At 39.0% G+C, this 21,103-nt stretch carries 21 protein-coding genes; 14 read left to right on the top strand and 7 right to left on the bottom strand.

The features are described from left to right. Positions 1 to 123 precede the first annotated feature (123 nt). From guaB to tadA, 3 genes are read left to right on the top strand one after another with little or no spacing between them, the layout of a single operon-like run. Positions 124 to 1,590, top strand: a complete 1,467-nt coding sequence (gene guaB, locus KIT27_02030) for an IMP dehydrogenase (GenBank protein ID MCW5588420.1) — start codon at positions 124 to 126, stop codon at positions 1,588 to 1,590. Between the two features lie 2 nt (positions 1,591 to 1,592). After that, positions 1,593 to 3,170: a glutamine-hydrolyzing GMP synthase gene (guaA, locus tag KIT27_02025; protein MCW5588419.1), complete on the top strand. Its 1,578-nt coding sequence runs from the start codon at positions 1,593 to 1,595 to the stop codon at positions 3,168 to 3,170. An 8-nt stretch (positions 3,171 to 3,178) separates the two neighbouring features. Continuing rightward, positions 3,179 to 3,628, top strand: coding sequence for a tRNA adenosine(34) deaminase TadA (gene tadA, locus KIT27_02020; GenBank protein ID MCW5588418.1), 450 nt, complete (start codon positions 3,179 to 3,181; stop codon positions 3,626 to 3,628). A gap of 224 nt (positions 3,629 to 3,852) precedes the next feature. On the opposite strand, the gene KIT27_02015 is transcribed toward tadA, so the two are convergent. Further along, positions 3,853 to 4,020: a hypothetical protein gene (locus KIT27_02015; protein MCW5588417.1), complete on the bottom strand. Its 168-nt coding sequence runs from the start codon at positions 4,018 to 4,020 to the stop codon at positions 3,853 to 3,855. A 254-nt stretch (positions 4,021 to 4,274) separates the two neighbouring features. On the opposite strand from KIT27_02015, the gene KIT27_02010 reads away from it, so the two are divergent. The 6 genes from KIT27_02010 (at position 4,275) to KIT27_01985 (ending at position 7,751) form a co-directional block, all read left to right on the top strand. Beyond that, a complete protein-coding gene (locus tag KIT27_02010) occupies positions 4,275 to 5,294 on the top strand; it encodes an IS630 family transposase (GenBank protein MCW5588416.1) in 1,020 nt (339 codons plus the stop codon). Between the two features lie 381 nt (positions 5,295 to 5,675). Beyond that, a complete protein-coding gene (locus tag KIT27_02005; protein MCW5588415.1) occupies positions 5,676 to 5,849 on the top strand; it encodes a DUF1328 domain-containing protein in 174 nt (57 codons plus the stop codon). A gap of 266 nt (positions 5,850 to 6,115) precedes the next feature. Beyond that, the gene (locus KIT27_02000; protein ID MCW5588414.1) at positions 6,116 to 6,679 is read left to right on the top strand and encodes a BON domain-containing protein; all 564 of its coding nucleotides are present in this window, start codon (positions 6,116 to 6,118) and stop codon (positions 6,677 to 6,679) included. A gap of 34 nt (positions 6,680 to 6,713) precedes the next feature. After that, positions 6,714 to 6,923, top strand: a complete 210-nt coding sequence (locus tag KIT27_01995) for a CsbD family protein (GenBank protein ID MCW5588413.1) — start codon at positions 6,714 to 6,716, stop codon at positions 6,921 to 6,923. Between the two features lie 230 nt (positions 6,924 to 7,153). After that, positions 7,154 to 7,411: a hypothetical protein gene (locus KIT27_01990; protein MCW5588412.1), complete on the top strand. Its 258-nt coding sequence runs from the start codon at positions 7,154 to 7,156 to the stop codon at positions 7,409 to 7,411. Between the two features lie 4 nt (positions 7,412 to 7,415). Next, positions 7,416 to 7,751 carry a hypothetical protein gene (locus tag KIT27_01985; GenBank protein MCW5588411.1) on the top strand — a complete coding sequence of 112 codons (336 nt, stop codon included), beginning with the start codon at positions 7,416 to 7,418 and terminating at the stop codon, positions 7,749 to 7,751. Between the two features lie 262 nt (positions 7,752 to 8,013). Here the strand turns inward: KIT27_01985 and KIT27_01980 are convergent, their stop codons facing one another. Both KIT27_01980 and KIT27_01975 read right to left on the bottom strand, forming a co-directional pair. Then, positions 8,014 to 9,474 carry a hypothetical protein gene (locus tag KIT27_01980; GenBank protein MCW5588410.1) on the bottom strand — a complete coding sequence of 487 codons (1,461 nt, stop codon included), beginning with the start codon at positions 9,472 to 9,474 and terminating at the stop codon, positions 8,014 to 8,016. 60 nt (positions 9,475 to 9,534) lie between these two features. Further along, entirely contained in the window at positions 9,535 to 10,656 is a 1,122-nt protein-coding gene (locus tag KIT27_01975) for a competence/damage-inducible protein A (GenBank protein ID MCW5588409.1), read from the bottom strand. Positions 10,657 to 10,717: 61 nt separating this feature from the next. On the opposite strand from KIT27_01975, the gene pnuC reads away from it, so the two are divergent. Next, positions 10,718 to 11,308 carry a nicotinamide riboside transporter PnuC gene (gene pnuC, locus KIT27_01970; GenBank protein MCW5588408.1) on the top strand — a complete coding sequence of 197 codons (591 nt, stop codon included), beginning with the start codon at positions 10,718 to 10,720 and terminating at the stop codon, positions 11,306 to 11,308. Then, positions 11,292 to 12,278: an aminoglycoside phosphotransferase family protein gene (locus tag KIT27_01965; protein MCW5588407.1), complete on the top strand. Its 987-nt coding sequence runs from the start codon at positions 11,292 to 11,294 to the stop codon at positions 12,276 to 12,278. Before pnuC ends, KIT27_01965 begins: the two co-directional genes overlap by 17 nt. Positions 12,279 to 12,428: 150 nt before the next feature. Here the strand turns inward: KIT27_01965 and KIT27_01960 are convergent, their stop codons facing one another. Next, positions 12,429 to 12,803: a hypothetical protein gene (locus tag KIT27_01960; GenBank protein ID MCW5588406.1), complete on the bottom strand. Its 375-nt coding sequence runs from the start codon at positions 12,801 to 12,803 to the stop codon at positions 12,429 to 12,431. Positions 12,804 to 12,840: 37 nt separating this feature from the next. Further along, entirely contained in the window at positions 12,841 to 15,006 is a 2,166-nt protein-coding gene (locus tag KIT27_01955; GenBank protein MCW5588405.1) for a hypothetical protein, read from the bottom strand. Positions 15,007 to 15,213: 207 nt separating this feature from the next. Between KIT27_01955 and ileS the strand changes: the two genes are divergently transcribed. The 3 genes from ileS (at position 15,214) to ispH (ending at position 19,718) form a co-directional block, all read left to right on the top strand. Continuing rightward, positions 15,214 to 18,030: an isoleucine--tRNA ligase gene (gene ileS / locus KIT27_01950; protein MCW5588404.1), complete on the top strand. Its 2,817-nt coding sequence runs from the start codon at positions 15,214 to 15,216 to the stop codon at positions 18,028 to 18,030. A 192-nt stretch (positions 18,031 to 18,222) separates the two neighbouring features. Continuing rightward, positions 18,223 to 18,702 carry a lipoprotein signal peptidase gene (locus tag KIT27_01945; GenBank protein MCW5588403.1) on the top strand — a complete coding sequence of 160 codons (480 nt, stop codon included), beginning with the start codon at positions 18,223 to 18,225 and terminating at the stop codon, positions 18,700 to 18,702. Positions 18,703 to 18,764: 62 nt separating this feature from the next. Then, complete coding sequence (ispH, locus tag KIT27_01940; protein MCW5588402.1) at positions 18,765 to 19,718, top strand: 4-hydroxy-3-methylbut-2-enyl diphosphate reductase; 954 nt, start codon at positions 18,765 to 18,767, stop codon at positions 19,716 to 19,718. Positions 19,719 to 19,736: 18 nt separating this feature from the next. Here ispH and KIT27_01935 read toward each other — a convergent pair whose 3' ends face one another. Together KIT27_01935 and KIT27_01930 are read right to left on the bottom strand one after the other, a co-directional pair. Then, complete coding sequence (locus KIT27_01935) at positions 19,737 to 20,147, bottom strand: hypothetical protein (protein MCW5588401.1); 411 nt, start codon at positions 20,145 to 20,147, stop codon at positions 19,737 to 19,739. Positions 20,148 to 20,160: 13 nt separating this feature from the next. Further along, a complete protein-coding gene (locus KIT27_01930; protein ID MCW5588400.1) occupies positions 20,161 to 21,093 on the bottom strand; it encodes an SDR family oxidoreductase in 933 nt (310 codons plus the stop codon). Between the last annotated feature and the right edge of the window lie 10 nt (positions 21,094 to 21,103).

The following is a 21,103-nucleotide window of genomic DNA, read 5'->3' as shown; positions in this document are numbered from 1 at the left end:
TGGATTTCACTTCGCCCAATCCAGCCTACATTTTAAATGGGAAGTTGGCGTTTACAATTTGCCAACCACCCCATTATCCTGTATCCTACGCGGTTATTTTACCTATGCAATAGGAGAGCCCGCATGCAAATTCTCCAAGAAGCGCTCACGTTTGATGATGTCTTATTAGTGCCGCGTTTTTCTGAGGTGTTACCTAAAGACGTGAGTTTAGTGACACAGCTCACACCCCGTATTAAGCTTAATATTCCGCTCTTATCTGCTGCCATGGATACCGTCACCGAGTCGCGTTTAGCCATTGCTTTAGCCGAAGAAGGTGGTATGGGATTTATTCATAAAAATATGAGCATTGCCCAACAAGCCAGTGAAGTAAAACGGGTGAAAAAATTTGAAAGCGGTGTGATCCGCGATCCTATTACCATTACCCCGAATGCAACGGTTGCCGATTTATTAAACATTACTCAAAGTTATCATATTTCGGGCGTGCCCGTGGTGGAAGGTGAAAACTTAGTGGGCATTGTTACCAGTCGCGATGTGCGTTTTGAAACCGATAACCAAAAACCCATTGCTAAAGTGATGACGCCGAAAGAACGTTTAGTCACCGCGAATGAACACGCTAAAAAAGAGGAAATCCTCGATATTTTGCGTCAACACCGTGTCGAGAAAATTTTATTAGTGAATGATCATTTTCACTTGCGCGGCATGATCACCGTTAAAGACATTCAAAAAGCCAAAAATAAACCCCACGCCTGTCGCGATGACTCTGGTCAACTGCGAGTGGGCGCCGCGGTTGGTGTCGGTGAAGGGACGGATGAGCGCGTGAGCGCATTGGTGGAAGCAGGTGTTGATGTGATTTTAGTCGATACCGCGCACGGGCATTCTCAAGGCGTATTAAAACGCGTGGAATGGATACGCAAGCATTTTCCGCACATAGATATTATTGGTGGCAATATCGCCACCAGCGATGCAGCGTTAGCCTTAGTCAATGCCGGTGCCAATGCCGTGAAAGTGGGAATTGGACCTGGATCGATTTGTACCACGCGCGTGGTCACGGGAGTTGGCGTGCCGCAAATCACGGCAATTGCTAATGTGGCAAAAGCATTGGCGAAGAAAAATATCCCAGTGATTGCCGATGGCGGCGTACGTTATTCGGGCGATTTATGTAAAGCCATTGCTGCAGGGGCTTGGAGTGTGATGGTGGGCAGTTTACTGGCGGGTACCGAAGAAGCTCCCGGTGATGTCGAATTGTATCAAGGTCGTTCGTATAAAACTTACCGTGGCATGGGTTCATTAGGCGCTATGGCGCAATCGCAAGGTTCAAGCGATCGTTATTTTCAAACGGCGGCAGAAGGCGTGGAAAAATTAGTGCCGGAAGGCATTGAAGGGCGTGTGCCGTATAAAGGCCCCATGTCGGCGATTGTTCATCAATTGATGGGCGGCTTGCGATCGGCGATGGGTTATACCGGCAGCGCACACGTGGAAATTTTGCGCAAAGAAGCGCAATTCATGAAAATTACCGGTGCTGGTATGCGCGAATCTCACGTTCATGATGTCACCATCACCAAAGAAGCACCGAATTATTGGGTTGAATAAACATGGCCATTACTATTTACGATCAACGTATTTTAATTTTAGATTTTGGATCGCAATATTCGCAATTAATTGCCCGCCGCGTGCGCGAAGCAGGGGTTTACTGCGAATTACATTCTTATGAAATCGATGAAAAAACCCTCGAAGAATTTGCACCGAATGGCATTATTTTATCGGGTGGACCCGAAACCGTCACTTTAGAACATACTCCGCGCGCACCGAAATTAATTTTTGAATTAGGCTGCCCAATCTTAGGCATTTGTTATGGCATGCAAACCATGGCGGAACAATTAGGCGGAAAAGTTCGTGCGGAAAAAGATCGTGAATTTGGTCATGCTGAAATTGCTATCACCCATCCTTCACACCTATTTAATGGCATTGTCGATGAAACCCGAGACGATGGTAGCGATCAATTAATTGTGTGGATGAGTCATGGTGATCAAGTCGATTGTTTACCCCGCGGATTTAATACCATTGCCGCCAGTAAAAATTGCCAAATTGCCGCGATGGCCGATGAAGAGCGTCAATTTTACGGCGTGCAATTTCATCCAGAAGTCACCCACACGCGGCAAGGACAACGGATAATTCAACGTTTTGTGCGTGATATTTGTGGCTGTGAAGGATTGTGGGATGCTAAGCATATTCTCAGTGAGCTTATTCATCATGCTAAAGATACCATTGGGTCACGCCGCGTGTTACTTGCGTTATCCGGTGGGGTTGATTCCAGTGTGGTCGCGGCACTCTTGCATCAAGCGATAGGCGATCAATTAATCTGCGTGTTTGTAGATAATGGGATGTTACGTTTGCATGAAGATTCGCACATTATGTCGACCTTTGCCGATCATCTAGGAATGAATGTAATTAAAGTGGATGCTGCCTCGCGATTTTTGCAAGCACTTTCAGGTGTTGCCGATCCTGAAACCAAACGAAAAATAATTGGCAAAGTCTTTATCGATATTTTTGAAGAAGAAGCAGAAAAACTCGGTAAAATTGATTTCTTAGCACAAGGAACCATTTATCCCGATGTCATTGAATCGGCAAAATCCAGCACAGGTAAAGCGCACGTGATTAAATCGCACCATAATGTTGGTGGATTACCCGAGACGCTCAAATTAAAATTAATCGAACCGCTGCGCGATTTATTTAAAGATGAAGTGCGAAAAATAGGTTTAGAATTAGGCTTACCCTACGATATGGTTTATCGTCATCCCTTCCCGGGGCCGGGTCTGGCGGTGCGCGTGTTGGGTGAAGTTAAACCGGAATATTTAACTATTTTGCGCTTAGCCGATGCCATTTATTTAGAAGAATTGCGGCGTCACGATTTATATCACGCCACAGGACAAGCTTTTGCAGTATTTTTACCGGTAAAATCCGTTGGTGTAAAAGGCGATCAACGTCATTATGATTATGTGATTGCGCTGCGCGCCGTGACCACGGTGGATTTTATGACCGCCAAAGCCGCAGAATTACCTCATCAATTTTTAACCATGGTTGCTACCCGCATTATGAATGAAGTCGCCGGTGTATCGCGCGTGGTGTATGATATCTCTAGCAAACCTCCGGCAACGATCGAGTGGGAATAAATCCTAACATGAATAACGATGAACAGTTTATGCGCCGTGCGCTAGAACTCGCGCAATTAGCCAAATTAGCGGGCGAGGTTCCCGTGGGCGCTGTGATAGTTGCGGATAATGCGATTATTGCCGAAGCCTATAATTCCCCCATTGCATTGTGTGATGCCAGTGCTCATGCTGAAATTTTAGCATTGCGCGCAGCGGGAACTTATCAACAAAATTATCGTCTCAAACACACCACGTTATACGTGACCTTAGAACCCTGTGCGATGTGTGCCGCGGCAATGTTACATGCGCGAATTGAACGTTGTGTGTTTGGTGCCTTCGATCCCAAAACAGGCGCCGTGCAAAGCCGCGCAAAAATATTCGACGACTACGCCTGGAATCACCGCATTATTTATCAGGGCGGAATATTAGCATCAGCCTGTAGCGAAGTGTTAAAACAATTTTTTCAGGAGCGGCGGTGAGGGAAGATTAAACCAATAATTACTGCTAATTTGTTAATCCTAAGCAAGTTTATGAGTGGTTGACTCACGTGTTTAATCGTACAAAAATTTGACAAAAAAGTGTCTACTCAATAAAATCCGCGCAATAATAATACTAAGAGAAGCGACAATTATGCCCTTTGAACAGAATACAACCGTTAACAATGCTATAGCACTTTTAAAAAGCATTTTAAGAAGAAATCTAATCAGCCATCCGGTTTACCATCCTCGCGCGCACCTTCGCCTATTTCTTCTACAGCACCCACGCAACCTAGCTCTCCCGATTTACTTGCAGCCACACGTTTCGCAAGCAATTCCAAAAAGCTTTCGATAACATCAACAAATAACGCATTTTTCTCAACAAAAAAACCCACTCTTGAAGTGCGGGACGATCCTTTGATTAAAACGCTTAAATGGCTTCAAATTAGGTTTGAATATTTGAAATCGTGCTTAGAAAAAAATTCACTGTACTGCTGAGCAAGAAAAATTCCTTAACTTTATTAAACTTCATTTGCATACGATAAAATATAGCATTCACGAATGAAACTGGGAAAAATCAGCTATAGATCAAACGAACTATGGCGAAAAGATCACAAGGATTTATCTGGATTATGATATATTTTTTATCATGAAAGATTACAGATTAACAACACGCGAATTACAAATGCTGAAACTTCAGCATCGTAAAGAAAAGCGCAAACAAAATGCGGATCGCTTGAAGGCGCTTTATCTGATGGGCAGTGGTTGGTCGCTTCCTGCGATTTGTGAAGCCCTGTTATTGGATGAGAATACGCTTTATCGTTATTATAAATGTTATAAAGAAGGTGGTGTTAAGAGTTTACTAGAAAACAAACATAAAGGATCGGAGCGGAAAATGACGAGTGAGGAAGAATCTTTACTCGATGAGCACCTTCAAGAATTTCCGTGTCGCACGACAAAAGAAGTTATTGCTTATGTAGAGATGGAATTTGATGTTAAGTATAGCATCAGTGGCATGAATTCATTATTAAAAAAATTAGGTTTTAGCTACCATAAGCCACAGCCAAAACCTGGCAAGATTGATATTAAAGCGCAAAAAGAATTTATTAAAGAATACTATAAAATACGCAGTAAAATGACACCAGCGGATAGTCTTTATTTTATGGATGGAGCCCATCCTCAACATAATCCTAGTGTTCAATGCGGTTGGTTAAAGAAAGGCTATCGATTTAATGTGAGCACTGGCACGCGTTATGGTAGAGTTAATATTAACGCAGCAATTAATATTGATACGCATGATGTGGTGAGTATGACTGCTAAGAAATTAGATGAAAACATGACGCTAGATTTTTTTATAAAATTACGCAAAGCACAACCAAAAGGTTGGATTTATTTAGTGCTCGATAATGCGGAATACTATAGCTTTAAGGATATTGATAAAATAGCAGAGCATATGGGAATAAAATTAATTTATTTACCACCTTACTCGCCAAACTTAAATCCGATTGAACGATTATGGTCTTATCTGAAGAAAAAATTACTCTATAATCGGTACTTTGAAAAATTTGAAGATTTTGAAAAAGCGTGTACTGGCTTTATGAAGAGCTTGAAATATCGCAAACAAGAATTGCGAACATTGATTACTGAAAATTTTCAAATGTTCGATTAATTTGTCCCAATTTCATTTGGCTTTGCTATATCATGTGGAAAATAAAGACTATCTTTCATGTGTAGGCGCAAATTCATATTCATATCCTGAAAATTTTATGCATTTCTTGGAAGGTTTTCGTACGTCACTCTTTGGGGCAAATGAGAAAAATTTCGATGTGGGTGATGGTACGAAATTTTTTAAATTGTATAATTTAATCATTATTGCTTTAAGCCCGTATCTTAAAAATTATTCTGCGGATACTCAAAGAAAAGTTGTGATAAAAATAAAATAATTAAACTGTTTAATTTTAATTCGATTGTTTTCAATTATGTCAAAATTTGAAAATGAAACTGATTGGTGGTAGACTGTTTCTACTGTTAAAAATCAGGAGAAATAAAATTGCTTAGTTACAGCCTGATCTTTTTAATTGTTGCTATTATTGCCGCCTTGTTTGGTTTTACTGGAATTGCGGCGGCTGCTGCAGGGATAGCAAAAATTATTTTCTATATTTTTGTTATCGCGTTTTTTGTTTCTGTCATTTTTTCTTTCATAAAACGACCAAACGTTAAATAATTTATACAACTTGTTAAATATTTTGTAAAAAATTTAATTTATCCGCTCACAACAATTGAATTTGAGTCGAGGTGTCGAATTAGCGACGTAAAGAAGTATACTCTAAACAATTGGATTTTAGGCGAGGCGTCGAGTTAAAGATGCGAAGGAGTGTCTACTGAATACAATCTCTCCGCATCGTTAACTCGACAACAAAGCCTAAAATTCAAGTGTGAAGACTCTACATTCAAGCGTGAAGAGCAACTATCCAACTCATGGAGGCTATCATGAAAAAAATCTTTATCTCTAGCGCACTAATTTTACCTCTCACCCTGGGATTGGGCATAAATTCCGCAACGGTATTTGCCGATAATCCCACTCAAAATGAACAGAATCTAACCGATTCTGTGATCACCACCAAAGTAAAAGCAAAAATTCTTGCCGACAAAACGCTTAATCCACTTAATATTTCCGTAACCACAGAAAATGGTGTCGTCACTCTCAATGGGCAAGTTGATTCCGATACCGAGTATGAGCAAGCCGTCAGTCTTGCGCAATCCACCGATGGCGTCAATGACGTTAACACCAATGATCTGAACGTTAAAAGTAGCGATAGCCCAATGACAGATTTGGGAATTACGGCGCGTATTAAAGGAAAACTCATGCGTGATAAATTATTTTCACATAAAAAAATTGCTTATTGGGGTTTTAGCATAGAAACCCAAAATCAAGTGGTTTATTTAAAAGGCAAAGTAAACTCTAACGAAATAAAAAATAATATTATCCAAGTCGTAAAATCGGTGGATGGAGTAAAATCTGTGGAAGATTTGTTGAAAGTTAAACACAGTTAATTTGCTAAATTTTTAATTCAATGGAGTCACTATTATGAATAAAGATCAATTTAAAGGTTCTTGGAACCAGTTTAAAGGTAAAATTAAACAACAATGGGGAAAACTAACTGACGACGATATTACGCGAATTAATGGACAATACGACGAATTAAGAGGTGTTATCCAATCGCGCTATGGAAAAACTAAAGAAGAAGTACAAAAGGAATTGGAAAAATTTTTCGATGAGCAATCTGTTAAAAACTAGGCGTATTAACAATTCGCTTCGCCGAGAGCCGTAGCTCGCTAATTTTTGAGTGCCTAAGGTTTTTAGTACGAAATAAAATGAATAGCGAAGCACAAAAAAATCAGCGAGATACGCACTGAAAAGTAGAGTTATCAACACGTCATCATCATTGCAGCTGTTTATTGATACCCTATTTCACCATTTAAAATAGGGTATCAACAATAAAACTTTGTATCATAAGGAGTTTAATTATGAGCGCACAAAAAGAAACACTTGAAAATATGTTAGACAAAGACACATTAAAAAAATTAGAAGATCGATTAGAAAAAATGGTTGAAAAGCATTTTGAGAATGCCAAATCCACCGCAAACGATGCTAAAGATAAAGTCATTGAGTATTTTAATCAGACGCAACAAAAAACTGAAAAAGCCGTTTCCAATAATCCGTTTAAAAGTTTAGGGGCTAGTTTGCTTGCCGGAGTATTTTTAGGTTGGTTATTGAGTAAATAATGTCATGTTAAATTCTCAGTTAACCACTGTAAAATACTATTATCAATTAGCTCTTCTCCAATGGATGCTATTACGCCTCGCAATTTTGGCACTACCGACGAGTTTTATTGCCCTAATCCCGCTAGGTTTAATAGTATCCAAGGAGAGCTTGGTTATAATATTTGCGGTACTTTGTTTATTTTGGCTCATTTTGGCGATCGCCATTTTTATTCGCTACAGTCTATTAAAATCGCTTACTCAACAACAACCTTCGATGTTGGAAGAAATTAAACAAATTGTTTTAATTGGATTACTATTAGGGCTTAAAAAATGGTTTCAATTAAAAAAATCGAAGTCATGAACTATAGTCAAAAGTATTAGATCTAATTAAGTCTTTAAATTTACGCATCAAACAATCAGGTAGAGCGAATGATATCGGCTGAGCTCAATTTCCCAACTCAATCTAGGGCATATTGACAATTCTACTCTGTTGGTCGTAGCTCTTTGGTTTTCTGCGCTCCACGGCTCATGTACTCTATGTAAACAGAGGCGCTTAGTGTGTTCAACAGTCATCGAGCTACGTTTGAGCATAGCGAATTATCAACACGCCCTTTTTTAAAGCTTTATTTCACTTTTCTAGATTTCTTATAGTTATTATCCGCAATTTTTTGCTGCTGCTTTAATTGGTTTTGTGAATGTTGATTACGATCTTGGACATTGGTATTTCGGTGTGTGCAACGAGAATCTTTATTGTAAGGTTTGTAAAATCCTAGTCTTTCATAATTTATTGATTGGAGGTGAGTAAATTGGCTTTGTAAAACTTTTTTTGCATTTTTTTCTTGTTCTTTGAGGAGTTTATTATATAAAGATTTAATTTTTTTGCCAAAGTGACAATCCAACTCAGGATAAAAATGAGCACGTAAGGGTACTGGCCAAGACATAATGGTGGCAATTCTGGAATTAAATGCGTTAAGTTCTTGATCTTTTGCGGTTCTACCGTTTAAATCGGGATGGTCTTTTTCAAAAAGAATTTCAGATCCCAAACAAAATCCCAAATTATCATCCCCTTTTGGACAAAAATACCCTTGCGCTCTAATTTCATTTTCCGGTGTGCGTTCAATCTCAGTTAACACTAGAGTGTAGCGTTTATCATCATATTCATAGTGAAATGGTTTTTTTAAGTTATAATTTTCATCCATCGTATCCAGTTGTTGCAACATGGTGACGTCTTCCGCACTGAGTTTTAAGCCTTTGCGTAAGCGAAAAGGATAATAGTATTTTTTGACAATATCTTCTGCTTCTTCTAGTGTGCTTTTTTCATTAGGTCGGAGAGATTTTTTCAATTTTAAATCCGTGTAAGTCATAATGCGTTTATCACCCAGATCAATCATTTTTTGCAATGATGCTATTTCTGTGGTGTTTCTAACATTAAATGCGAAGCCTAATCCAACCTTTTCATTGGGTGCAAGAGCATCTTGTGCGGAATAAATGATATTAATTCCATTATTTTTATTATAGAGAGCCACCCATGCACGCCATAATTCACGACTGATGGCATAACAGGGTATATCGGTTTTTGCTTGGTGAACAATATCTTGATACTGAGCGCGATAGTAGGCTTGCGATCCGCTATTTATGAAATCAGGATGTATAGGATTATCTAAATATATTTTTAAATTAGTTTCTAGTAATAGGGTATCAACCATCATGGTAGCCGCAGCATCGTGATCTCGATAATCTATAAATTTTGTTGAGTAGGAACTAAAAACATCCGCAGGAGCGATGTTATTTTTAGTTAAATACTGAATGGCTTCATCGTTAAATCCAATTAAATTAGCTAGAGATAATTTGAGCTGTTCTGAAGATGTTTGCCAAGTGGGGGAAAGATCTTGGTTGGTAATAGGAGAACATTGCGGGTCGTCTGTGGTTAATGAGTTTAGATTGACCTCATCTGAAGAAGTTGTGGCTAACCATAACGCCAGGAATAACATAGAAATTCCACCAGCGGATAAGATTAATGTCGATTTGCTTATTTGAGAGTTTCTTTTATTATTTTTACCTGGTTTGTTTTTTTTATTAGACATGATTAACCCTTTGATTTTATAAATTAAACAATAAATTAAAGCGAATTATATCGGCTGAGCTCAATTTTCACAAGCTACCCTAAAATTATCCAACACTTGTTGGCAAATTAATTCAACGACATAGAGTAAGATCGGTTGTTGACGATAGGGGATGTGGTGCTGAGTATGATTAAGTGGGGTATTTTTAAAAAAATGTTCTACGGTGAATTCTAGGTTGCCTTCGCGAATACTTTGATCCCAATAAGTTTCTAAGCCGGTGATGATAATATGATGTCCCGCGGTATTGGGCGCATAAAATTCTAATAAATGATGGGAGCGCACGTTGAGTAACCGTTGGGCGAGTAATCCTTTGGTGGCTAAATCGCGCAAACTCAAGGAACATTGATGTTCAATTAAATACTCTAATAAACAGTCACTCGCAGTTTTTTGTTCGGGAAAATAAGCATATTGATTGAAAAATTGTTGAGTAATTTCTTGGATGTGTGAACGATCGTGTTGATTGTCGAGATATAATTTTACTTCGACATAAGGATAATGAACACGATATCCGGTGCGACAGGCAAATGGTTTTACGCATTCTTCAAAACCTTGCGCTAATAAACTTTCACTGATACCTAATACTTGCCATTTTAAACAGTCTTGACTCCGTTTTAATAGCTGTTGATTTAGCATAGGTAATACAAATTCTTCAAACATCGGTAGACATTCACGCGGTGGCCCCGGCAACATAAAAAATAATTGTCCAGCGTGTTTTGCCATGCACCCAGGTGCCGATCCATTGGCATTGGGAAAAATCACTGCATCACCAGGAAAAAGCGCTTGTTGTTGATTATTATCGGTGAGTACGACTTGATAGCGAGCAAAACGTTCGCGCAATTGCTGCATGCTGGGTTCATGCAATTGTAAATCACGATTTAAAAAACGCGCCAAGGCATAACGCGTGCGATCATCAGCAGTGGGTCCAAGTCCCCCCGTTATAATGATTGCCTGATGAGATTGAGCTAAAAATTGTAACCCGTTAATAATATCTTTTTCATCATCACTGACCGATAATTGATTGCCAACGGTGAATCCCAACTCAAACAAACGGTTTGCCAGGTTTTGCGCATTGGTATTTTGAATATCACCCTGGATGATTTCATCACCCGTAGTTAACAGGGCAATGGCTGTGGATTTTTGCATTGTAATTGCCTTACTCTCGCTATAAAATTCGTGGCATGAGAATTTAACAAGTCATTTAATCATGCATTATATCGAATTTATCGCTGCTTGCTTAGGTTTTTTTTGTACGTGGTTTTCAATGCGCCAACATCTCTTAACGTGGCCAACCGGCATTATTTCCGTCATGCTTTACGCAAAACTATTCCAGGATAATCATTTATACGGTGATATGGCATTACAAATAGTCTATTTGGTGTTATTTATTTATGGCTGGTATCAATGGTTGTATGGGGGCGACAAAGAGCAGGGTGTTAGCATCGCCTATACGCCGCGCAAAACAGTGTTATTTCTCCTCATTTTATTTACGGTGGGTTGTGGTTTCATGGCGTATTTATTACAACATTTCACCGCTTCACAAATGATTGTTTGTGACACCTTCACGACGACTGCAAGCTTAATCGCGCAATGGCTGCTCGCTAAAAAATATATTGAAACTTGGTACGTATGGTTTATTGTCGATGCCACTTATGTGGGGATGTATTTATATAAAGGTTTGTATATTACCAGTGTTTTAAATATTTTTTATACCAGTTTAGCGGCTTTAGGTTTTTACTGGTGGCAACAACATTTGCGCGAACAGCACTGTAGTTTACAGCATGTCAAACACTATTGAGCCTCTTCATTTAAAGCGTATTTGTCAGGCATTTTGTTTAGGCACTCCGCAGCGAGAGTTAATTCGCCTTCATCAAGGATTTACCCATACGGTTTGGAAATTAATCACGCAGCGCCATCATTACATGATTAAAAAAATTCATCCGAGTTTTGCGCAGGGTGACTATGAAGAAAATATTCAATCTTCTCATCGCATCCAGCAAATTTTTGCCAAGAGCGGGATCCCAAGCCAGGAATTATTATTATATGCAAATGAACCTTATTTAAAAATCGATAACATTATTTATTTAGTTTCACCGTGGATTGAGGGACACGTGAAACAGGGGACACTGAGTTCCTCACAAACACAGGCTTTAGCCCGCGTATTGGCAAACATTCATACTATGAATTTACCTTTGCTAGAGGCGCCCAAATTGCCTTGGCAAATGCCGACAATTTTTAATTGGCATTATTTTTTTAATACAATTGAACAGAGTCAAGTGGAAAATTTCTTAGAACTCTATCACTACTTGCCTAAATTAATTCATTGGCAAGACTGTTATAAACGAGCGATGCAAACATTAGATCCACAACGAGTCGTCAGTCATCGCGATTTACATCTGGGAAATATTATTTGGCGTAACCACCATGAGCCGGTATTAATCGATTGGGAGGGTGCTGGGATCATTCATCCTCATGTTGATTTAATTAATTTAGCGGTGAATGTGTCTTATGGTGACGATGGAACTTGCGATCGCATTATTTTTAACGAGGTCATCCACACGTATTCAAAAATTCGTGGCTATCGACCACACTTGGATCAGACTTTAGTGTTTGCAAGTTTTGCGACTTGGCTTGGGTGGTTATATTACATGATTAAGCGTATGTTCAACCACCCCGAACAGAGAAAATCGGCCCATCACCAGGCAATCGCTTGCATAACCATGATGGATTATTTAGAAAATAATCTAGCAGCCTGGAACGGAGCATAGCTGTAGCCTGGAACGGAGCGCAGCGTAGATCCAGGATCGAGGTATAAAAAAACTCTGATCCTGGATCTACGCTGCGCTCCGTTCCAGGCTACTCGCTACACGCTGCGCTCCGTTCCAGGCTACTCGCTACACGCTGCGCTCCGTTCCAGGCTACTCGCTGCGTTTCGTATAAACATTAATCTCATCGGGTAAATTATTCCAGCCGGTCCAAAATTCTTTGAGGACTAAGTGGTGTGAATTTAATGTCAGAATTTTTTCGATATACACTCGCGGCGGGCAGGGATGGTTTGTGCTAGCAGGTTTATCTTCAATCAAGGCAAAAAGATTAGCGCTTAACCATTTTATTCGTAAACGTTCCGGTGCCTGGCATTGCGTTTCGTTATACCAATACACGACCTGTGACGATTTAAAATCAAATCCTGCACAATGAGATTTTTCTAAAATATAACGCCCAGCAAGCGGGGTACAATACACTTGCGTGCAAAAAATTAAGCCAATGATAGCTATCCAGTGTTTAATGTTCATTTTAAATAACCTTTGGTGTTAATCATTTCGAAATGTATCACTTTGTGAGGGGTAGTGCATTAGTTGAAGATTCATATTTAGCCATGGATTCTATTTTATTTTGATAGCCGAGTAATAGTTCATCAAATGAAGGGTTATTGGAATTGTTATTTAAACCATAAGCGGTGACTAACGCGTTTAACAATTTAGTTCTAAAAGAGTTTGGCTTAGTATTACCGTTATCAGGATTTTTTAGATAGTTATATATAAACAGATGAAGTTCATTGGCATCAGATATTATGGCAATTTTCTGTAAAAAACTAACTACCCTATTTTTACCTGAAGTGCCATGACTAAAAAATAAAAATCCATTTTGGAAAAAATTAGTAGTCGTGCAAAAAAGACCATAATTATATCCTACGGCTGTTACTAGACGTTTTATGCTATCGCTAGTTGAGTCGGGAGTTAATGTGATTTTTCCAATTTCTTGATCGTAATAACTTTTTAGATTTATAGCTATACTTGATGTTGAAAATTTCTGGAAGTCATTTTTATTTAGAAGCAAAGCAGGTAATTCTATATGCCAGCTTTCTTCTAGATATTCAAGCGCAATTCTCTGTGCTATAGTTTGAAAATCTGAAGTGGTTTGGATTAAATCATTTAGTTTATCTTTGAAAAGATTAAGGTAGGTATGGATAACAGAGGTATCAATTTGTTTGTCACTAACAAAATTTATACTTATGTTGCCCAAATTACTGATGTTATTTGTTAATGAGGTATGACAAGTTTGGATGATGAGTTCAGTAATTTCATTTAGACACTTGTTATAAGTAAGGTACGATATTTCAGAGAAAAGAGTGTTAATAAATAATTCAAATTCCTCATAGCCTTTGATGATGTCTAAAATTCTTTTTTTAAAAGCGTCTTTTTGGGTCAGTGTTCTGAAATTGTCGGCTGTAATATTAAAAAAAATGTAATATAAATCAGTGACATCTTCGATGGATTGTATAAATTCATCTTCTAACAATTGTTCTTGAATTTCTGGAAAAAAATCTTGTTTTTCCTTGATATCAAGAATTTGAAAAATATTATGAAAATCCTTGGGGTTTTTAATTATATTTTTTTCTATTAATATATCTTTAAGTTTTTGAAAGATGAGGTTGCGTTTATTTTTGTCTCTTATGTTACTAAAGATAGAGGTAAAATCGTTCGCTGAATTGATATAGTTGGATAAAGCTTTTTTGCGTGAAAATAAAAAAAGTTCAATTATCACTAAGTTGTTAACAGTCTTTAGTACATGGTTAATATCGGCTACTAGATATGATGAAATTATCTTGCTTTCAACTCGATAATAAACTGCTCTTAACTGTTCAGGAGAAAGGTGGTGAAGAATCTTAATAATATCATAATAAGATTGAATTAAAACTTGCACTAGATTATTAGAAATCAACTTATTGATAAAAATTTCTCGTTCTTTACTATCAAGACACAGAAGAAGCTCATCAAGTTCGATTGAATTTTTAATTGTCGAGAGGATGAGGTTTTCCGAGCAATTCAATACCATTTTTTTCTGTTGAGGGGAAAGATGGGGTGAAATTAATATAAAATCCGCACAAGATTTGATTATCTGGGTAGGTGGCTTTTGGCTAAAATAAATTTCGATTGCATTTTCTCTTTGTGGAGGCAATAAAAATTTAAAAATAAGCTCCAGATCATTTACCGTCGTGATGAGATTTGCTAAACGATCCTTGTAGATTTCATAGACCTCTATACGTTTGCTGCAATCAAGTGAAATAATAATTGTATTAAAATCATTTGCATTATTAGCAAGATCAATAACTTTGCTTTTCAATATATCAAAAACAATGTCACTCGTCTCATCTATAATCAGCATCATAACGGCAAAAAAATTATTAGCATTGGTAACAACTACCTTTAATTGATTTTTCCATGCTTCTACTTCGAAAACAGTGCGAATTTGCTCAGGAGTTAATTCACATAAAATATGAGGAAAATCTTGTACGGTTGTAAAGAGTGATGACGGGATCTTTTCGCAGACTAAGCGTAAATTTTCTTTTGTAAATTGCTTTAAAAAAATCCCAAGATTATAATTACGCATATTATTATCATTATTGGAATTCTGCTGAGTAAATTCAGCTATAAGTTTTTCTAATTGCTCATCATTATTAGGGGATTGCGTGTTGTGAGTGTCTAAGCTTAACATGTTGATTTCCTGTTTTTTTTATCGAAAATTGGGCATGAGGATTTTAATCATTAATTGTACACAACAATCTCGCATTTGACCAGCTAAATCCAACTAAACGGTTGAGGAGAGCCATTAACTTCTGTTACGGACGCACAAAAAATCTAGCCAGAAAAGCTCACAGTGTGTAAGCTTAACACCCTGAATAGGAACTGGATCAAGATAATCATGACGAATTATAAAGACACCCTGAATTTGCCACAAACGGCGTTTCCCATGAAAGCCAATTTAGCGCAACGCGAGCCGCAACTCTTAGCGCGTTGGCAAGAAATGGGGTTATACCAACAACTGCAAAAAATGTGGCAGTCACGGCCTAAATTTATTTTGCACGATGGTCCGCCGTACGCGAATGGTAATATTCATTTAGGACATGCGGTGAATAAAGTCTTAAAAGACATCGTGGTGAAATCCAAAAACATCAGTGGTTTTGCCACCCCTTACGTGCCCGGTTGGGATTGTCATGGGTTGCCGATTGAATTAAACGTGGAAAAAAAACACGGCAAAGCCGGCGATAAAATTTCTGCTAAACAATTTCGTCAGGCTTGTCGGGATTACGCGCAAGGATTTATTGATATTCAGCGCGAAGAATTCATGCGTTTAGGGCTATTAGGCGATTGGTTTAAGCCGTATTTAACGATGGATTATCATTACGAAGCGAATGTCATTCGCGCGTTGGGTAAAGTCATTGAAAAAGGTGTGGTTACTCAGGGTTATAAACCAGTATTTTGGTGTTTTGATTGCGCTTCAGCGCTGGCGCAAGCGGAAGTGGAATATAAAGATAAACAGTCTCCTTCTATTTATGTGCGTTTTCCGGTGGTGGATGAACCCAAGATCTTAAGCGCGTTTAATGCAGAAAATTCAGGACACGGTGCAATCTCGGTGGTTATTTGGACCACGACACCGTGGACATTGCCCGCGAATGAAGCGGTCGCAGTGCATCCTAAGTTTATTTATGATTTAGTCCAAGTCAACGACGAACGTTTGCTCATTGCTCACGATTTAGTAACACCTTTCATGCAAATAATAAACGGCGAAGATTATTCGGTACTTGCCTCGGTTATTGGTGAAAAATTACTGCATCATACTTTAAAACATCCGATGATTTCGAATAAATGGGTACCGATTTTATTAGCAGAACATGTTACCTTAGAAGCTGGAACAGGCGCTGTTCACACCGCCCCTGCACACGGCCCCGATGATTATCAAGTCGCTAAAAATTATGGTTTGCCAATTCATAATCCCGTATTAAGTAATGGTTTATTCAGCAGTGAGGTACCCCATTTTGCGGGTCTACATGTATTAAAAGCCAATAAAACGGTGCTTGAATTTTTACAAGCAAAAAATTTATTAATTCATGCCAGTGACATTAATCACAGTTATCCGCATTGTTGGCGCCATAAAACGCCTTTAATTTTCCGCGCGACACCGCAATGGTTTATTAGCATGGAGGAAACAGATTTACGTCAACGCGCCTTAAATGCTATTGCGCAAGTCAAATGGTTTCCGCCTCAAGGTGAAAAACGCCTTAGCACGATGGTGGAAAATAATCCTGATTGGTGTATTTCGCGTCAACGCACTTGGGGCACGCCGATTCCTGTATTTTTACACAAAGAAACGGCACAACCTCATCCGCGCACGCCAGAAATCATTGAACAGGTGGCAAAAGCCGTGGAAAAAAATGGCATCGATGCCTGGTACGATATTCCGGCGGCAGAATTGATAGGTAGTGACGCCAGTGATTATGAAAAAAGTCATGATGTTTTAGATGTTTGGTTTGATTCTGGGGTGACTCATTATTGCGTATTAAAACAATTACCGGAGTTGAATTATCCTGCTGATATGTATCTTGAGGGTTCCGATCAACATCGTGGTTGGTTTCAATCGTCGTTATTAACGGGTGTGGTTTTAAATGATCAAGCACCGTATCGTCAAGTGTTAACTCATGGTTTTACCATCGATGAGAACGGTCATAAAATGTCGAAATCATTGGGTAATGTTATTCCACCTGAAAAAATTATTCAAACCATGGGCGCGGATATTCTACGTTTATGGATTGCCTCCACCGATTATCGCGGCGAAATTACGTGTTCTCACGAATTATTCAATCGCACAGCCGACACTTATCGTCGACTTCGTAATACCCTGCGTTATTTATTAGCCAATATTTGCGATTTTGATCCGAGTAAAGATAGTGTGGCGTATGAGAATTTAGTAGCACTCGATCGTTATGTTTTAGGGCAAGCGTATGCGGTGCAACAAGAGGTTTGTCAAGCATACGAAACCTATCAATTTCATGAGGTCATTCAAACCATCCATCATTTTTGCACATTAACCTTAGGCGCATTTTATTTAGATGTGATCAAAGATCGCATTTATACTATGCCAACCCAAAGTTTAGCACGGCGTTCGGCGCAAACGGTGATGTATCATATTGCGGAAAGTTTAGTGCGCTGGCTTGCCCCCATTTTAAGTTTTACCGCCGATGAAGTTTGGCAATATTTACCGAACCGTGAAAATGATTCGGTATTTCTTAACACGTGGTATGCTGAATTAAAATCATTAAATGATCCCCAATTTACTCAAAGCGATTGGGAAAATATCATTGCTGTGCGCGAGGCGGTTTACAAAGAATTGGAAATTAAACGTAATCAAGGAGAAATCGGTTCATCGCTAGCGGCAGAAATTACTTTATATTGCAGTGATAAATTATTGCAACAATTAAAAGTTTTTAACGATGAGTTGCGTTTTATTTTTATTACGTCTTACGCCACGGTATTACCCTTAAGTGAGGCTAATCATTCTGACAGCACAATGACTATTGGCAATGAAACATTACGTGTGCAAGTGAGTGCTTCACAACATGCAAAATGCGTGCGTTGTTGGCATCATCGCGAAGAAGTGGGGCAACATCCTTCACATCCTGAACTCTGTTCGCGGTGTGTGACGAATATTGAAAAAGCAGGCGAAATTCGTCAATTCGCATAAATCCGTAACCTGGAACGGAGCCGTAGCCTGGAACGTAGCGCAGCGAAGATCCAGGATCGAAGTTTTAAAATATTACCGATCCTGGATCTTCGCTGCGCTACGTTCCAGGCTACGTCTGCGCTACGTTCCAGGCTACGGCTACTCCATTTTAGGCTACATACTACCAATGAGGAAATTATGGCAACATTATTAATGAAAGAAAAAAAAGGGCAATTACGTTGGTTATGGTTAAGTATTATCATTATTATTCTTGATCAAGCGACTAAATATTTAGCTGCTCATCACCTCTTACTGGGCGAACCAAAAGTGCTGTTGCCATTTTTTAATTTTACCCTAGCGTTTAATACGGGTTCAGCATTTAGTTTTTTGCATCAAGCCGGTGGTTGGCAAGTGTGGTTTTTTTCAGGCTTAGCCAGTGGCGTTAGTATTATTTTATTGGTGTGGTTAGCAAGCTTAACTCAACAAAAGCGATTATTAGCGTGTGGTATTGTGTGTATTTTAGGAGGAGCGATTGGAAATTTAATCGATCGCGTGCGCTTCGGTTATGTGATCGATTTTCTCGATTTTCATTGGCAACATTGGCATTGGCCAATTTTTAATATTGCTGATACTGCGGTTTTTATCGGGGCGTGTTTGATTATTTTCGATCATTGGAAACACAGTAAAAAATAACACCAGAAGATGCGAGTGTTGAAGCTTTTCATCTTCAAAAATTTAAAATTGAGTGAATTATTATGAAACCATTTACCATATATCTCGCCAATCCTCGCGGTTTTTGTGCCGGTGTCGATCGTGCGATTGAAATTGTTAATCGCGCGCTCGATTTATTAGGTGCGCCCATTTATGTGCGACACGAAGTGGTTCATAATCAATTTGTCGTCTCCGAATTAAAAAATAAAGGAGCAATCTTTGTCGATGACTTGAAAGAAATTCCGCCAGGAAGCACGGTGATTTATAGCGCGCACGGCGTTTCGCAACAAGTGCGCCAGGAAGCAGCAATGCGACAATTAAACGTATTTGATGCTACTTGTCCTTTAGTTAGCAAAGTTCATATGGAAGTCATGAGGTTTTCACGTTTAGGCCATGAATGCATTCTCATCGGACATGCTGGACACCCCGAAGTGGAAGGCACTATGGGACAATATCACAATCCACAAGGCGGTATTTATTTAGTCGAAAACTTAGGAGATGTAGAAAAATTACGCGTTAAAAATCCCGAAAAATTAGCCTATATTAGCCAAACCACCTTATCCGTAGATGATACTGCAGAAATTATTACTGCTCTACGCCAACGTTATCCTGCTATTCATGGGCCGCGTACGGAAGACATTTGCTATGCCACGCAAAATCGTCAAGATGCCGTGAAGGATTTAGCAAAACTATCGGATTTAGTGTTGGTGGTAGGATCTAAAAACAGTTCCAACTCAAATCGCTTACAAGAATTAGCCGCGCGATTAGGCTGTAAAGCCTATTTAATCGATAACGCCAAAAATATTGATCCGAAATGGTTCAGCGATACTATACAAACCGTAGGTGTCACTGCCGGTGCTTCGGCGCCAGAAATTCTGGTCAAAGAAGTTATCCACTATTTAGAATCGATAGGCGGCGTATATTCTCACGAACTCAATGGACGTCAAGAAAATATTGTATTTGCTTTGCCTAAAGAATTGCGGCACGCGGCTGAGTAAAAGCAAGTTTAATTATCTTCAATTAGAATGATGCGCAGTGTGGCGTGGTTTCGCGGTAAAACGATCACCTTTAGTATGTTTTGGGATCGTGCCTAACCGTTTTAAAATGGTTTGCGTTTTTTCGCGATCGCTGCGCAGATAACTATTTTTATCTACATACGCATCGTTTTTGCTGATTAACCATTTTTGGGTTGACCACGAACCACTGCTGCGTTTGCCTGCGACTCGAATGGAGTGTCCTTCATTACCAACATCATGATTGCGAAATGTTGCAAATTCTTCTTTAGGGCGCAATATCACATGATAATAATCACCTTTTCCCGTGGTACCAGGTGCTTTACGCTGTTTTCCTTTCGATTGATGTTGAGTTTTAGTTTTTTTGCCAGAACTAGAATGAGTTTGGTGATGATGAGTGTTTGCATGAGTCATGGTTAATTTCCTCCTAACTATTAATAATTTCTCCGCCATTAGGATGAAGGACTTGGCCGGTCATAAATAAACTTTCTGTTGACGCTAAAAAAATATAGCAGGGTGCAATATCGGCGGGTTGAGCTGGACGTCCTAAAAAAGTGTCGCTACCAAAATTTTTTACAGCTTCTTGGGGAAATGACGCTGGAATTAACGGTGTCCACACCGGTCCTGGTGCCACAGCATTGACGCGAATTTTTCGTGAGTAAAGTTGTTTGGCAAGAGAGCGGGTAAAAGCAATAATGGCACCTTTGGTGGAAGAATAATCCACTAAATGAGAACTTCCGCGATAAGCGGTTACCGAAGAAGAATTAATAATGGAATTTCCTTCTTTTAAATAAGGCAAACATAATTGCGACAGATAAAAATAACTAAAAAAGTTAGTGGCGAAAATAGTCGATAATTGTTCAGGCTTAATGCTCGTGATGTCTTCGTTATAAAATTGCACAGCAATGTTGTTAATTAAAATATCGACGGTACCGTATTGTTTAATACAATATTCCACTAAACGTTGACATTCTGTAAATTGTGACAAATCGGTATCTAAGGGTGGTGCAATATTGCCGCCACGTTGTTTGATGTATTCATAAGTTTCATTGGCATCGTTATGTTCATTATGATAAGCAAAAACAATAGTAGCGCCTTCTGCATGGCAGTGATAGGCAATGGCACGACCAATTCCGCTGTCGCCGCCTGTGATTAAAACAACTTTATTATTTAATTTGTTAGCGCCCTGATAATTTTCGTGAATGGAAATAGGGTGGGGACACATTTCTTCTTCTAAACCTGGTTGAGTGTCTTGTTGTTGCGCAGGGATGTTGGAGGTGGATTTTTTATTTTCCACAATCAACTCGCAAACCTCTTCCATTTTTTCTAATTCGGCTGGGGTGACAGGGTTTTTATTCATGCTAGCCTCC

The sequence above is a fragment of the Legionellales bacterium genome (genome assembly GCA_026125385.1).
Classification (GTDB): Bacteria; Pseudomonadota; Gammaproteobacteria; order JAHCLG01; family JAHCLG01; genus JAHCLG01.
The sequence above is the reverse complement of the archived record's forward strand: the minus strand, read 5'-3'. Positions and strand labels throughout refer to the sequence as shown.